Below are 14736 nucleotides of genomic sequence, written 5' to 3'. Positions count from 1 at the left end.
GGGCTCGATGGACTATGCCAAGCAGTTCGATCCGGAGGGGGTGTCGGAGGACGCGCCGGGCGGGTCCGGTGGCAGCTCCGACGAGCGGGTCTATGTCTTCGACGACCACACGGTCCTCGCCGTGAACGTCGCCCTGGCCACCGGGCGTCCGCTGCTGGTCTCCGGGCCGCCCGGCTCCGGGAAGTCCACCCTGGCGCCCAATGTCGCCCGGGTGATGGGGTACCGCTACTACTGCGAGGTGGTCACCGCCCGCACCGAGGACCAGGACCTGCTGTGGCGGGAGGAGATGTTCCGCCAGCTGAGCGACGCCCGGGAGGGCCGGTTCGGCGGGCCGACGGCGCAGGAGTACCACCGGCCCGGCGCGCTGTGGATGGCGCTGGACCCGTCCAGGGACCCGGAGCTGCGGCCGGAGCAGCGGGAGCGGCCCGCCGTGGTGCTGATCGACGAGATCGACAAGGCCGATCCGGACTTCCCCAATGCGCTGCTGGTCCCGCTGGGCGAGCTGCGGTTCCCGGGGCCGGGCGGCACGGTGGTGACCGCCGACCCGGAGGCGCGGCCGCCGCTGGTGGTGGTCACCACCAACGAGGAGCGGTCGCTGTCCGGCCCCTTCCTGCGCCGCTGCATCGCCCTGCGGCTGGAGCCGCCCGGCCGGGACCATCTGCTGCGGGTGGCCGAACTCCACCTGGGCGACGGCTACGACCGGGCGCTGGCCGAGCAGTTGGCCGACCATCTGCTGGGGTCGTTCTCCCAGCACCGCTCGGGGGTGGCCAGCACGGCGGAGTACCTGGACACGCTGCGGGCCTGCCGTCGGCTGGGGGTCGGGGCCGACTCCCCGCTCTGGCGCAGCGTGGCCGATCTGGCCATGGTCAAGAGCGGCTTCGACGCCGAGGAGCACCCGTGACCCGCGCCCCGGCGCCGCCCCCGGGGCGCGGCCCCGACCCGAGCCGCACCGCCGCACCGGCCCGCAGCCACCGGGCAGCCCCGCACCCCGCACCCGGCCGCCACCGCACCCGCCGTGGCCGGCGGCTCGCCGCCGGGGGCGTGCCCGGTGCCGGGGGCGTGCCCGGTGCCGGGGGGTGGCGGTGACGCGCGGCCCGATGCACCTGGGCGACCTGCTGACCGCCGCCCGGGTGCTGCGGCTGGAGTCGCCGGACGGCCTGCGGCTGCTCGCCCGTACGCTGGGCCTGCCGCTCCCCGAACCGCCCGCCGCCGGCGCCCCGCAGCAGCCACGCGCGGTGGAGGTACCCGTCCAGGCACGGCAGCCCGCACGCCCGGACCCCGCCGTGCGGGACCGGGAGCCGGGCCCCGCCCCCGGGCGGCCGCGCGGCCCGCGCCCGTCGCCCGCGCCCCGGCTGCCGTCCGCCCGCACGGTCGGGCCGGGGGACGCCGATACCGTGGCGGAGCCCTCGACCGGTTCGCTGACCATGCTGCGCGGCCCCGACCCCGGGATGCGGCCCCGACCGCCCGCAGACCCGCCGACGCTGCCGCTGCTGGAGCAGCGGCACCCGGCGGTCCGCCGACCGCCGCCGCCGTGGGACCCGCGCACCCAGCGCGGGGTGATGCTGGCCGCAGCCTCGACCGATGTGCCGGGCCGGGAGGTCGACCGCGACCGCCTGGTGGACCTGGCGGTCCGCTCGCTGGCCGGGCAGGCGCCGCGCCGGGGGGTGCGGGTGCCCCGCCGGGTCCGCCCCACCACCCGGGAGGGGGCGGTGCTGCTGCTGGACCGGGCGACGTCGATGCAGCCGTTCCGGCACGACCAGGCGTGGCTGGCCGAACTCGCCGGCCGGGTGCTGCGCCGGGACCGGGTACAGGTGCTGGACCTGCTGCTGCGGCGCGGGGTCAGCGGCGACGGCGGGCGCAGCTGGCAGCCGTACCGGCCGCCGTCCCCGGGGCGACCCGTGCTGCTGCTGTCGGACCTGGGCGTGCTGGCGGTGCCCTTCGCCGACCGCACCGCCACCACGCCGGTGGAGTGGCTGCCCTGGCTGCGGCGGCTGCGCCGCTCGGGCAGCCCGGTGACCTGCCTGACCCCGTTCCCCCCGGAGTCCTACCCGGCGGTGGTGCGGCAGGCCGTGCCGCTGGTCCCGCTGGACCGCCGTACCTCGATCCGCTTCGCACACGCCGAGACACGGCGGTTCCATGACCGGGGGCCGCGCGGATGACGGGGAGCCATGCGCGGCGGGCCGCTGCCGCGCTGATCGAGGAGGTGCGCCAGGACCGGCCGGAGGTGGTGCGCCTCGCCCAGGCCCTCTGCCTGGCCGCGCACGCGGAGCCGGAGATGGTGCGCCGGGCCCGGTTGGTGTTCCTGCCGTCGAGCGGCCTCGGTCTGGAGGCGCAGCTGTGGTTCTCGCCGCTGGTGGAGGCGGCCGACAGCCGGGCGCTGGTCCTGGAACCGGGGGTGGCGGCTGAGCTGCGCCGCGATCTGGCGCTGCGTCCGCCGCCGCTGCCCGCCCGGGTGCGGGCGTTCACCGAGGTCCAGCATCGGGAGGCGCCGGCGGCGGTGCGCGCCTTCGAGCGGCTGCTCTGGGCGTCGGCGGCCGGCCGGGAGCTGCCGGAGCAGACCGTACGCCGGGAGCTGGAGCCCTTCGAGAAGGCGCTCGCCCGGGAGGACGGGTCGGCCGAGGAGATCGGCCGCTGGATTCTGCACTTCCTGCCCCGGCTGCCCGGCCCGGTCCGGGAGAGCGAGGCGGCGTGGCGGCTGCGGGTGGCGGCGGCCGAGCGGCTGGGCGTCGACCTTCCGGAGGAGATGGCGGTCGGCCGCGACCCCGAGGAACTGCTGGCGGCCCGGGTGCTGGCGCGCGGCCAAGTGGCCGTCGGGGTGCGGCTGTCGGCGGACGGGGTGGTACTGAGCCGTCCACCGGCCCGGGACGCCCGGGTCTGCACGGTGGCGGGGGCGGCCCGGGCCCGGCTGGCGCTGCGCGGGGCGCTGCCGGGCGCCGAACCGTACGGGGTGGACCTGTACGACGGTCAGCAGGCGGCCGTACGGCTCGACGTGGTCGCCCTGCTGCGTGGCGGGGCGGTCGCGGAGGCCCGGGTGGAGATGGGCGGCGCCATGCTGTGCGCGCACGGCGGCGAAGGCGGCGCGCGGGCGGTGGCGGTGGTCTCGGGCGGTCTGACGGTGCTCCGGCTGGAGGGCGGCGGTGCGCGGACGGCGGAGGCCGGGTTCGACGGTACGCCCGAGTTGCTGGCGGTGACGGACGACGGGGCGACCGCTGCACTCTCGATGGGCCGCACGGTGAAGGTGGTGACGCTACGTCAGGGAGTGGTGGAGACGGCCGACCGGGAGCTGGAGCGGCAGCCCACCGCCCTCGGCTGGCTGCGGACCTCCGACGGCCCGCTGCTCTGCGCCGCCTCGGGGCGCCGGCTGCTGCTGCTGCCGGACGGCGGTCCGGCCACGGCGCTGGACCATCCCGACCAGGTGGTCCGCCTGTGGTGCTCCACCGCCACCGGTCGGCTGGCCACCGCGGACGCGGCGGGCCGGGTGCACATCTGGCGGTCGGACCAGGCCGGGGCGGTGGCCCCGGTGCGGGTCTGCGAGCCGGAGGGCCGGGTGACCGCGCTCTCCGCCGACGCCCGGTCGGGCCGGGTCTGCTGGGCCCTGGCGGACGGCGGGGTGCGGCTGTGGGAGCCGTCGTCGGACACCGTACGGGCCCTCGGCCCGCTGCCCCGCCCGGCCACCGGGCTGGCCCCGGCACCCGGCGGGCACACCCTGTGGGCGGCCGACGGCGGCACCCGGCTGCGGCGGCTGGCCACCGAGCCGAACAGCGGGCAGCCGGACAGCGGACAGCCGGACAGCGGGCAGCCGGACGGCCGCCCCGAGGTGCAGAGACTGCCCTTCCGGGTGCGGGAGCTGCATCCGCTGGACGACGGCGGCCTGCTGCTGGTCGGCTCCGGCGGCCCGCTGGAGCTCCGCTCCGAGGACGGCCGCACCCAGATCGCCGCCCTCGACCCGTCACCCGATGCCGCTGACGGCGGCAGCGACAGCGGGCCGGGCTGGCTGCGGGACTCCATCGGCATCGAGCTGCCCATCGAGGCGCTCTCCGGCGCCGACGCGGCCCAGCTGCTGCGGACCGCACGCGGCACCGGCGCCGGGCATCTGCTGGTGGACGGCGGACGGCTGCGGCAGACCGGGCTGCTCCCGCAGCTCTCCCGGCAGGCCGCAGCGGCGGGCCTGCGCCTGGTGGCCGACCTGCACCCGCCGCCGGCGCAGACCGAGACCGACGCCTCCGAGGCGGCGGCGGCCCGGGTGAAGGTCCTGGAGGGCGCCGCCGCCCTGCTGGAGTGGGCCGACGGGCTGCGGCTGCTGCGCGGCCCGCTCTGGCCGCCGGACCTGGTGGGCGAGGTACGGCACCTGGTGGACGCCTACCCGGACGCGGCACTGCTGGCCTCCGCCGACCGGTCCACCGGGGCCCAGCCCATCCCCTGCCACCTGGTGGTCGGCCCGGCCCCCGACCCCGGGGGCCCGCTCCGGCCGCCCGCACCCGGCACCGGCTGGGCCCTGCCCCCGCAGCCGCCGGGCGGTCGCCGCCCGCCGGTGCGCGGCGCCCTGCTGCTCTCCCTGCCGGGGTGCCGCGAGGTGCCGTCCGACCTGCTGGCGGAGTTCCCCGACGCCCGCTGGCTGCGCGGACTGCTGACCGTCCGCACCCAGCAGTTGGCGCTGCTGCGGGGCGGTGCGGAGGCCGTCGACTCCGGCAGCCGGGATGTCGTCGCGCTGCGGCGGCGCCACCATGACGAGGAGGTCCTGTGCCTGACGAACACGGCGGACCGGGCAGCCGCCACACGGGTGGAGTGCCGACCGGGCGAGGCTGCTCTGCTGGAGATCGCCTCGCACCGCACCGGGGAGGATGTGGCGCAGCCGTCGGTGCTGCACCCCCGGTCGGGCCGTTTCGAGGTCCCGGTGCGCCCCGGCAGGGCACGCTGGTTCCGGGTCCTGGACGCGGCCGTCGCCGAGGCGCACGGCCTGGCCGGCGGTGGCCCCGCCGGAAGCCCCTCCGCCGGACGGCTGTGACCGGCGGCCGGGTACCGGGGCCGCCCGGCACCGAGACGCAGCGAGGAGTGGCATGTCACGTCCGCGTATCTTCCTGAGCCGCAGTGAACCGGAGGACTGCGGCTGTAGCTGCTGGCCCGCCCGGCGGGCGATGGTGGAGCTGCTGGAGAGCGAGGGCTGCGAGCCGGTGGTGGTGGACAAGCAGACCCTGGTGGCCGGTCAGGAGTGGATGCAGGCCATCACGGACGGCATGGCCTCCGCGCACGGCCTGCTGCTGATCCTGTCGGCCCATGCGCTGGCGTCCCCGCACGTCCAGAACGAGCTGGCGATGGCGGAGTTCCGGCACCGCTCCGGCTCCTTCCCGATCATGGTGGTGACGCTGCCGGAGGTGAGCCGGGAGGAGCTGGAGAACGGCCGGCTGGGTTCGCTCTCCCCCACCCGGCGCCAGCTGGTCGCCTGGAACACCGGCACCGACCCGGAGGAGGTCCGGCGGGAGCTGGGCCCGCAGTTGGAGCTGCTGCGCGCGGGCATGACGGGGGCGCGGGTACACCAGCATGTGGCGCACCGGCTGGAGGATGTCGACGACCACCGGCTGCGGCAGGCCGCCGACCATCTGGAGCTGCCGCCCGCGCCGCTGCCCGCGCTGCTGCGCCACCGGCTGGCGGAGGGGCTGCTGGCGGAGCGGCCGAGCGTCCAGGAGTCCGACCCGCTGCGCGGCGCCCTGGTACGGCTGCTGCCGCTGCCCGCCGCCGAGCCGTCCCGCGAGGTGATCGAGCTGAGCCTGATCCACGCCCGGATCCCGGCCGCCGCCGCCGAGCAGATCAACCGGATCGTCCGCCTGGCGGAGCTGCGCTTCGCGGTGCTGGTGGCGGCGGGTACCGAGACGGCGCGGCGCTATGTGCACCGGGCGAGCGAGGACCCGCTGCCCTGGGAGCACTTCGTGGTGCCGGTGACCGCCGCCACCGGGCCGATGGCGAGCCTGGTGGACGGCGTGGAGGAGGAGCTGCGGGAGCGCGGGCTGGACGACGAGGCGGCGCTGCGCGAGCACGAGCAGGACTTCGGCCCGGTGGTGGCGATCGTGCCGCACCTGCCCGACCCTGGCCTGGTCGCGCAGCTCACGACCCGCTTCCCGGTGGGCCTGCTCTTCCTCTTCGTGGTCCCGGACGACTGCCACGGCGGCATCGAGGAGGAGCGGCTGCTGGCCGGGCTCTCCCGGGAGGGCGAGGAGGAGATGAACCGGACGATCCGGTCCTTCATCCGGCGGTACACGCCACGGGCGCCCCAGCAGCCGGTCTGAGCGGCTGCCGGGGCGCCCGTGGCGGGTGCCGCTCCGGTCACGGGGGCATCTCCAGGTCGAAGTCGACGCGGCGGCCGGTCGTGACGTCCCGTCGGATCGGGGACTCGGGGGCCAGGTGCTGCTCCACCCGCCGGGCCGCGGAGCCCAGTGCCCGCTCCGCCTGCGGAACCCCGGCGGCGACCTGCTCCAGCGCGGTGTCGTACTCCGCCGCCAGCACCCGTGGATGGTCCGGGCCGAACAGCGCGCGGAAGGCGTCGAGTACCACCGCGTCGTCGGACGCGGCCTCCTCGTGCCGGTCGAGGGCGGAGAGCGCCCCGGCCCTCGCGGACCGGCAGACGGCGCTCGCGGGGTGCCCCGGGCCGAGCAGCCGCTCCAGCCGGGAGAGGGCGGAGTTCGCCAGGTCCAGGGCGGCGCCGGGCTCCTGGCAGCCCCGCAGGAAGAGGGAGAGGTTGGAGGCGGCGGCGAGCGTGAACGGGTGCTCCTCGCCGAGGATCTCCACATAGCGCTGGTAAACCTGCTCGCCCAGTCGGCGGGCCTCCTCGAAGACGGCCGGGGCGCCGTTGCTGTAGTACAGGTCGCAGGCCAGGTTGGTGAGGCAGGCCAGCGTGTCGGGGTGCAGGTCGCCGAAGCGCTCCCGGTAGGCGCCCCAGGTGTCGCGGCTGAGCACCAGGGCGGCGTCGAACTCGCCGATGCGGCGCCGCGACACGGCCAGCGACCGGTCGGCGCGCAGCACGTCGGGGGCGCCCTCGCCGACCAGCTCGACCAGCCGCTCCCGGGTCTCCAGCAGCAGCACCAGCGACTCTCGGTACCGGCCCATGTCGCGCAGCCCCTGCGCAACATTGACGGCGGTGGACCAGGTCAGCAGGTTCTTCAGCCCGGTCACCTGGCGGCGCTGCTGGTAGGTCCGCTCATGGAGGACCAGCCCCTCGGCCGGTCGGCCCACCGCGTTGAGCGAGATCGCCAGGTTGTTGGCGGCCTTGAAGGTGTCCTCGTGTTCCTCGCCGAAGATCCGGACGCAGCGGTCGTAGGTGTCCTGGTCGGACTCGTAAGCGGCCGGATAGCGGCCCAGTCCGCGCAGGTCGGCCCCGTAGTTGCGGGCCGTCACCAGGGTGAAGGGGTGGTCGGGCCCGTGGTGGGCGCGTTGCAGCGCCAGGGTCTTCTCGTCGAGGTCCAGCGCCCGCCGGTACTCGGCCAGCGAGCGCAGCGGGTTGGCGAGCTGCGCCGCGAGCCGCAGGGTGAGGGCGTCGTCCCCGAAGCGCTGCTGCCAGATGCCCAGCACCCGCGAGCCCAGGGCGACGGCGGCGAAGTGGTCGCTGATCAGCCAGGTGTGGCGGACCTGCTCCACGATCCAGTTGCGGACGTGGGGGTCGTCGCTCTCGGCGGCGCCGGACGGCTCCAGGTGCGGCCACAGCTCGGCGTAGCGGCGGCGGGCCTCGCTGCTGTTCTCGTCGCGGATGCCGGAGAGCGAGGCGTGTACGGCCGCCAGCACCCGGTGGGCCTGGCGGCGGGTCCGCTCGAACTTCTCCGGGTCCTCCGCCAGCCACTCGCGGACCGTCGCCTGGAGCAGCCGGTGCACCTGGATCGACTCGGTGAAGTTGTACGGGCCCGCCAGGCCGTAGCGGTTGAGCGCCCCGATGCAGTGGCCGACCATCATGGCGTTGCCGACCTCGGGGTCCAGCTCGGCGAGGTACTCGCGCATGGCGGCGCCGTAGAGCACCGAGGCGGCGATCGGCTCCGGGGACAGGAAGGAGCAGACCTCCAGCATCCGGGCCGCTGCGGGGTTCTCCTGCCGCAGGCGGTCGAAGGAGAGCTGCCAGGCGGCGGTGAAGCTGGCCTGCTGGGCGGCGGTGCCGACATCGCTCAGCGCCCGGCTGCCCTGCTCGCGGAGGAGCTGGAGGTAGGTGTCGACCGGCATCACGGTGGTGCGCAGCCAGGCGGACGCCAGCTCGACCGCCATCGGCAGGTCGCCCAGGGCCTCGGAGACCCGGGAGGCGTCGGCCTCGGAGATATTGCGCAGTCGGCGCCGGAAGAGGGCGATGGACTCGTTCCGGGAGAAGGTGTCGATATGGACCATGTCGGGGACGGAGACCGTGTCGGCGTGCCGGGAGGTGATGATCACATGGCCGGGGCCCTCGGTCGGGATGTAGTCCTGGAGCGCCACCGCCGCGGCGGTGCTCTGTGTGTCGATCGCCCGGTCGGCGTCGCTGACGTTGTCGAAGACCAGCAGGAACCGCCCGTGGTCGCCGCGCTGGAGCTGGTCCAGGGTGCTCTGCGCCCGCTCGGCGACCGAGTCGCCGGGGACGCCGAGCCGGTCGCCCAGCTCGGCGATGGTCCGGGGGACGGTGGTCAGCTGGTCGGCCTCCACCCACCAGACGACGTCGTACTGGGCGCCGTAGCGATGGACGTACTCCAGTGCGATCTGGGTCTTGCCCATGCCGCCCAGGCCGTAGAGCCCGGCCCGGCCGGTGGGGGTGTCCACCCGCAGGGCGTTGGCGCCCATCCTGCTGCGGACCTCCTCCAGGATGTGGTCGCGGCCGGTGAAGGAGTCATTGCGGGGCGGCGCGGACTGCGCCTTGCGCGGGCTGCCCGGGTAGCGCACGCCCTCGGTCGCCGGTTCGGTCGGAGCGGTCATGCCCAGCAGCGCGAAGAGGTCGCGGCGGGCGGTCTCCGACCGCTTCCCGGCGAAGGAGATATTGGGCAGCCCGGCCAGGTCGTGCTCGACGACGTACTCCATCGGGCAGACGGCGACCAGGCGCTTGGGGCCGGGCCCGGCGTTGACCAGCCTGCGCACCCCGTCCAGCAGCGGGGTGGTCCGGAAGTCCGGTGACAGCAGGGCGATGACCGTCTCGGCGACCTCGGGGGCCTCGGGCGCCGCCGTGGTGTGGGTGAAGGAGGGGCTGCTGCCGCGCAGCTCCACGGTGACGCCGACCGCCGCCAGTTGCGCGGAGATCCACTCCGCCCACATCCGGTCGCGGACGGCGAAGTCGATGCGCACCCGGTTCCGCTGGCCAAGTCCGCTGGTCTTGACCCGCTCGAAGCGGCTGAGCAGCTGGCGGCGCTGGTCCTCCACGATCGGCCGCAGCGCGGTGACCTTGCCGTCGGTGATCATTGCGGTGAGGCGCTCGTACGCGGCCAGCAGGGTGTTCTCCTGGCGGGGCCGGTCGCCGACGGTGGCCAGGATCTCCTCGTATGCGTAGAAGGGCTTGTAGGGGATCTCCACATCGCCCCAGTAGCGCTCCTGCTCGGCCTCGCCGAGGTCCTGGAGCACCTCGCGGAACTGCTCCCGGGCGTGGTCCCGGCTGACCTCCAGCTTGCCCTGCTCGGCGTCCTCGACCCGCATCGGCACCGGGAGGATCCGCACCTTGGGGGCCTGGCGCTGCACATCGCGGGCGATGCCCGCGGTGCCCTTGATCGCCTGGGTGTTGAAGGTGAAGCAGTTCACCAGGACGTCGGGGAGTTGCAGGGTGGTGATGCCGGAGGTGTCGCTGTAGCCGGTGCGGCTGTCGATGAGGGCGTAGTCGTAGTTCTCCCGCATGTCGCGGCGGAGCGCGTCGAGGAAGGCCGAGCCGCCCCGCCGCTCGTGGAAGCCGCGCCAGTCGTAGGTGTTGACGGCCTGGGAGTACTCGGGGGTCTGCCGCCCGGGGGAGACGAAGTCGATGTAGCCGTGGCCGGGGAAGTCCCAGCGCAGGGAGGAGGCGTAGCGCTCCACCCGGGCGTACTCCTGGTAGCGGTCGGCCGGGGGTCTGGGGACCAGCGCGTCGAAGTCCCGGACCAGGTCGATCACGCCGGGCGTGGAGTCGAGCGCGGGGTCGCCGAGGAACGGGAAGAAGTAGCGGTAGAGGCCGGGCGCCTCCAGGTCCCAGTCCATGGTGAGGACCCGTTTGCCGTTGCTGGCCAGGATCCAGGCCACATTGGCCAGCGCCATGGTCCGCCCGGTGCCTCCCTTGAAGGAGTAGAAGGTCACCACGGTGCCCGGCCCATCGCCGCCTGGGTTGCCCGAGCGCTGCGTCATGAGGAGAACCTTCCGAGCTGGGGAAACGAGTCGAAGCTGCCGACCGGGACATCCGCGGGCGGATCGTCGGCGGGCGTTTTCATGGCGTCGTTCTGCGCGGCCACCAGGGCTCGGCGCAGCGCCGTGGTGAACTGCTCGGCGTCTGGAAGCCGCCAGCGCCGCAGCTGGTCGGCGCTGCCGGCCTGCCGGAAGCGGGGCAGCGCCTGGTCCAGGGCGGCGTCCAGGGCGCGGGCGTGCTCGGTGGACTCGGCGTCGCCGCTGCTGCGGGGTTCCAGTACGGCGGTGGAGCCGGGGGATCTGCCGTCGAGCTCGGCCAGCAGCCGCTGCTGCCGCTGGAGGGTGGCGGTCCAGGCGTCGACCAGCAGCACCACGAACCGCTCGCGCTCGTCCCGGGTGGCGCCCGGGTCCTCGGCAGGGCCGTCCAGCGGCACCACCCGGGAGGGGAACTCCAGGTCGGCCGCCGTCTCCTCGACCAGGGTGACCAGGGAGCGCGGTCGGTCGGGGCTGTACGGGGACCAGTCCAGCGGCGAGGGGCCGTAGAACTCCCGCGAGTGGCGCTCCGACGGCAGTTCGTCGGAGGCGGCGGACGCCACCACCACCTCCAGCCGCGCCCGCGCGGCGGCGGCCGGGCCGGTGGGCGCGGCGGCGCTGCCGCTGAAGGTGAAGCCGGGCAGCTCGGGCAGGTCCTTCTGGACGACGGCGAGCCGGTCGGCCAGTGCCTGGACGACCGCCTGGTAGACCGCCCGGTAGCGGGTGCCCAGGCGGAGCAGGTGGAGCAGCCCGTCCCGTTCGTAGGCGGGGTCCTGGACCCGCAGCGGGTCCGGCCAGTCGGGGGCCGGGCGGGTGCCGGTCGCGGGCGGGATCCAGGTGACCGGGATGAGGGCGTCGGCGGACTGCCCGGTACGCGACCAGTAGACCTCCCGGCGCTCCCGGAAGAACTCCCACTCGGCCGCGCAGTAGCTGCGGGTGGCGTACTGCGGGGTGCGCAGCGCGATCAGTACGCCGGCCTGCCGCATCAGGTCCAGGGAGGGTTCGCGGGAGGCGGGGTCGCCGCGCAGCCCGACCATGCCCGGGCTGAGGCCGGTGCGTGCCGCCACGGCGGAGCAGAGGTCACGGAAGAACGTCGCGACCCATTCCTCGTCAGCGCCCCTGACGTGGCTCAGGAAGAACAGGTAGCGCTTCACGGTGACTCCCAGTTAGGCGACGTCCGTGCTGCCGACGGACACCCTTCGTGTCCGGTACGCGCGGTACTGACGGCGGTCCCGGTGATCCACAGGGCGGCCGGACGGGGACAACTCTCGCAGAGCCGGCCGCCGTCCGGGACGCCTTCGCCAGTGCTCGTCGAGTCAGTCACCACAGCGCGTCCCTGCCTTCGGCCTCCACGGTGCGGATGCCATGCATTCCCCGGCATCGCCCGTCCCGACACGTGGGATAACCCGGAAGGAGTCAGTTCTTCACCCATCGCGCCATCACCCGTTCGAGTATCTCGGTGTCGCCTGCCCCGGTCGGACCCCCACCGCTGCCGCCATCCCGTCGCAGAACCGCCTGCCCAGCGCCGTGAGCCCGGGACAGCCGTCCAGCAGGTCCAGGGCCTCCAGCACCTGGTCCCGCAACTGCCGGTGGCGGAGCTCGGAGCGGGCTGCGTCGGCGCGCGGCCCGATCCGGCGGTGGTGGTCGCGGAACCCCACGACCGCCACATGGGCGTAGGTGCCCTGGAGCACCGCGCCCAGCGGCCGGGGGTCCGGCCGCCATCCCACGCGGTGGCGGCCGGTGTAGTCGGGGTCGTAGAGGTCGACCAGGTCGCCGAGCGCGCCCAGCGCGACATGGCTGACCTCGTGGACCAGCGCCTCGGCCAGGCGCACCGGGTCGGTCGTCGGGGAGAGTCCGACGCAGCCGAATGCCTCGCGGGAGGCGGAGGTCACCCACCGGCCGGGGGGCGGCGTCAGCGGGACGACGCAGTGGCAGAGGGCGGAGCAGACGGCGGCCTGGTCCGGGAAGTGCGTGCAGAGCAGGTCCCATGCGCCGCTCAGGGACGACTCCCAGACGGCGAGCTGATGGTCCGTCAGCCTGGTGGCGCCCGGGGCACCGTGGGCGTGGCGGTCGGGGTCGCAGTCCTCCAGGGTGACCCGCAGCACGGGTGCGGCCGGGTGCCGCAGGGGATCGGACGGCCGGAGGGCCAGTGCGCGCAGGGGCAGCCAGCCGGGGGCGCCGGGCGGCGGATCGGCCTGGGCGGCGGACGCGCGGCCGGGGGCTGGGCCGGGGCCGGGGCCGGGGGTGCGGGTGGGGCTGGGGCCGGGGGTGGGGCCGGGGTCGGGCTCGGGTGGCGCCACCTCGGCGGCGAACCCGGGGGCGGTCAGGGTGCGGCCCTGCACGCGGACCGAGCCGGTACCGGCCGGCAGCCGGGCCACCCCCCAGGTGGGCAGCGCCAGCAGATCCCCCCGGACGGGCAGGTCGAGGGCGAGCGGTAACCCCGCGCGCAGCGCCGCCGCGACGGCTACCTCGGGCAGCCGGGCCAGATCGCCCTCCAGCCGGGATTCGGCGGCCGGGCCGGTCAACTGCCGCAGGCAGCGGGCCAGCAGCACACCCAGCGGCGGATGCAGCAGCACCTGTTCCAGGGCGCTCCGGTCGGCCCGGTGGACGGCGCCCAGCAGCGCCCACCCCCGCTCGGCCCCGGACTCCCGCCAGAGCCGGGGCACCCGCTCCCGGCCGAGGGCGGCGACGGCCCGCAGGGTGAGCAGCCGCCAGCTCAGCTGGCTATGCCGCAGCACCTCCAGCGCGGCAGGGCCCGGCCGGCCGATGGCCAACCCGTCGAAGTCCTCGGCCGACAGCCGGTGGACCCGCCCCGCCCCGCTCACCGCAACCCCTCCAGGAGCTCCCTGACATCCGAGCGCACCCGATGTCCGATGTGCTCCGCGACCCCCATGAGATCCGCACAGTACACACTCGGGTTGTCAAAGGCATTCTCGGGCCGGTAGCGATGCGCCCGCATCCCGCCACCGCACATCTCCACCACCGAGCAGTCGGTGCACTGGCGGGCCAGCTCGGACCGGCCGCGCCGCGCCCCGGCGACCCGGGGCGCCCGGGCGACCGTGTCGAAGTCATGGGCGAAGACGTCCAGGCCGGTCTCCGACGCACCGTCATGGACCGCCCGGTAGGCGTCGGCCAGCTGCACCGAGCCGTCGGTGTCCACCACGATGAAGCCGGCCGCCGCCCCGCCGACCGCCTCGGACGCCGGGGAGCCGCCCAGCGCGAGGTCCACCAGGTCCTCGAAGATCCGCACCCGGGTCTCCGGCGGGGCCGCCGACCGGTACCAGCGGTCGAAGACGGTGATCAGCCAGGCCGCGTAGGGGGCGCGCGCCGGGTCGTGTCCGGGCGGCGGGTACTGCCAGGTGGCGTGCGGCAGCAGGAAGTCGATCCGGGGCGGCTCCTGGGCCAGCAGCGCCTCATAGGTGGCCAGCGGGGGGTTGCGCAGGTCCACGGTGCAGAGCAGCCCGGCGTAGCGGTCGCGGTGCCGGGGGCTGCGCAGCAGGCGCAGGCCGCGTTCGACGGCGGGGTGGCTGCTGCGTCCGTCGGCCCGGCGGCGGTGGCGGTCGTTGGCGGTCCGGTCGCCGTCGAGGCTGACCCCGACGGCGATGCCATGGCGGTGGCAGAGGTCCAGCCAGGCGTCGTTCAGCAGGGTCCCGTTGGTCTGGAGGGAGAGCCGCAGCCGGGTGGTGGTGTCCAGTGCCTGCCGTACGGCGGTGACCAGCCGGTCGACCCTGGCTCGGCCGGCCATCAGGGGTTCGCCGCCGTGCAGCACCAGGGTGACCTGCGGCAGCCGGTGGCGGCGGGCGTGCTCGGCAATCCGCAGGGCCAGCTGCTCCATGGTCCGGTCCGCCATCACGGCGGGCCTGGACTTCCAGCCGGTGTCACGAAGTTCGTAGACATAGCAGTGGTCGCAGGCGATGTTGCAGAGGCCGTGCAGTTTGATCACGAACTCGTGGAACGGAGCTACCTCGACCATCTGCCGGCCCCCGCGTTCAGTCGAGTGCGGAGTGGAAGGACGCGAGGGGGGATTGCGGATCGCGGGCGTCGCGCAGGATTCTGCGCAGCGAGGCGGCCAGCACCGTGTCGGGCAACTCCTCCAGATCCGCCCATGCCGCCTCGGTCAGATCGGCTATCTCGGACGACACGTCGGACGTCGACGTCTGCATCGGCTCCCAGCCCCCGAATCTCAGCTGCGCCGTGAGCCCGAACAGGAAGAATCCCGGCCCGTGGCGATGACATACGGAACCCGCGCACACGGCTCCCAGTCAAGGGAAGCACATTGTCGGGGACGCGACCAGAACGCGCTCCTGGGTTGGCTCACCGGCCACCCGGCTGTCCGGAACCCGGCCCCGGCCGGGCGGCCGGTTTCCGTTCCGCCGCACCGGGTCCGCTTCTAGAATCGCGACCACGGAGCGG

The 14736-nt window shown here is 75.1% G+C and carries 10 protein-coding genes; 5 read left to right on the top strand and 5 right to left on the bottom strand.

Features of this window, described 5'->3' with window-relative positions; genetic code table 11:
* The first annotated feature begins 7 nt into the window (after window positions 1-7).
* From C7M71_RS26400 to C7M71_RS26385, 5 genes are read left to right on the top strand one after another with little or no spacing between them, the layout of a single operon-like run.
* A complete protein-coding gene (locus tag C7M71_RS26400; RefSeq protein WP_229758921.1) occupies window positions 8-901 on the top strand; it encodes an AAA family ATPase in 894 nt (297 codons plus the stop codon).
* A complete protein-coding gene (locus C7M71_RS30825) occupies window positions 898-1086 on the top strand; it encodes a hypothetical protein (RefSeq protein WP_162824395.1) in 189 nt (62 codons plus the stop codon). The genes C7M71_RS26400 and C7M71_RS30825 overlap by 4 nt, the downstream gene beginning before the upstream one ends.
* Entirely contained in the window at window positions 1077-2159 is a 1083-nt protein-coding gene (locus tag C7M71_RS26395; protein WP_162824393.1) for a hypothetical protein, read from the top strand. The genes C7M71_RS30825 and C7M71_RS26395 overlap by 10 nt, the downstream gene beginning before the upstream one ends.
* Window positions 2156-5005, top strand: a complete 2850-nt coding sequence (locus tag C7M71_RS26390) for a hypothetical protein (protein WP_114914589.1) — start codon at window positions 2156-2158, stop codon at window positions 5003-5005. The genes C7M71_RS26395 and C7M71_RS26390 overlap by 4 nt, the downstream gene beginning before the upstream one ends.
* Window positions 5006-5057: 52 nt before the next feature.
* Complete coding sequence (locus C7M71_RS26385; protein WP_111493391.1) at window positions 5058-6281, top strand: toll/interleukin-1 receptor domain-containing protein; 1224 nt, start codon at window positions 5058-5060, stop codon at window positions 6279-6281.
* A 37-nt stretch (window positions 6282-6318) separates the two neighbouring features.
* On the opposite strand, the gene fxsT is transcribed toward C7M71_RS26385, so the two are convergent.
* The 5 genes from fxsT to fxsA all read right to left on the bottom strand — a co-directional run bounded on the left by fxsT (window position 6319) and on the right by fxsA (window position 14465).
* Complete coding sequence (gene fxsT, locus C7M71_RS26380) at window positions 6319-10293, bottom strand: FxSxx-COOH system tetratricopeptide repeat protein (protein WP_111493393.1); 3975 nt, start codon at window positions 10291-10293, stop codon at window positions 6319-6321.
* Window positions 10290-11477: an FxsC protein gene (fsxC, locus tag C7M71_RS26375; RefSeq protein ID WP_111493395.1), complete on the bottom strand. Its 1188-nt coding sequence runs from the start codon at window positions 11475-11477 to the stop codon at window positions 10290-10292. The genes fxsT and fsxC overlap by 4 nt, the downstream gene beginning before the upstream one ends.
* Window positions 11478-11762: 285 nt before the next feature.
* Window positions 11763-13148 (bottom strand): HEXXH motif domain-containing protein, encoded by a 1386-nt coding sequence (locus C7M71_RS26370; RefSeq protein ID WP_162824392.1) that lies wholly within the window; start codon window positions 13146-13148, stop codon window positions 11763-11765.
* Window positions 13145-14296: an FxsB family cyclophane-forming radical SAM/SPASM peptide maturase gene (locus tag C7M71_RS26365; RefSeq protein WP_111494813.1), complete on the bottom strand. Its 1152-nt coding sequence runs from the start codon at window positions 14294-14296 to the stop codon at window positions 13145-13147. The genes C7M71_RS26370 and C7M71_RS26365 overlap by 4 nt, the downstream gene beginning before the upstream one ends.
* Window positions 14297-14312: 16 nt before the next feature.
* Window positions 14313-14465 carry an FxSxx-COOH cyclophane-containing RiPP peptide gene (fxsA, locus tag C7M71_RS30820; protein WP_162824391.1) on the bottom strand — a complete coding sequence of 51 codons (153 nt, stop codon included), beginning with the start codon at window positions 14463-14465 and terminating at the stop codon, window positions 14313-14315.
* Between the last annotated feature and the right edge of the window lie 271 nt (window positions 14466-14736).

The organism is Peterkaempfera bronchialis (genome assembly GCF_003258605.2).
GTDB classification, from domain to species: Bacteria; Actinomycetota; Actinomycetes; order Streptomycetales; family Streptomycetaceae; genus Peterkaempfera; species Peterkaempfera bronchialis.
Note: the sequence above shows the minus strand (reverse complement) of the source record. Positions and strands in the feature narration are given on the sequence as shown.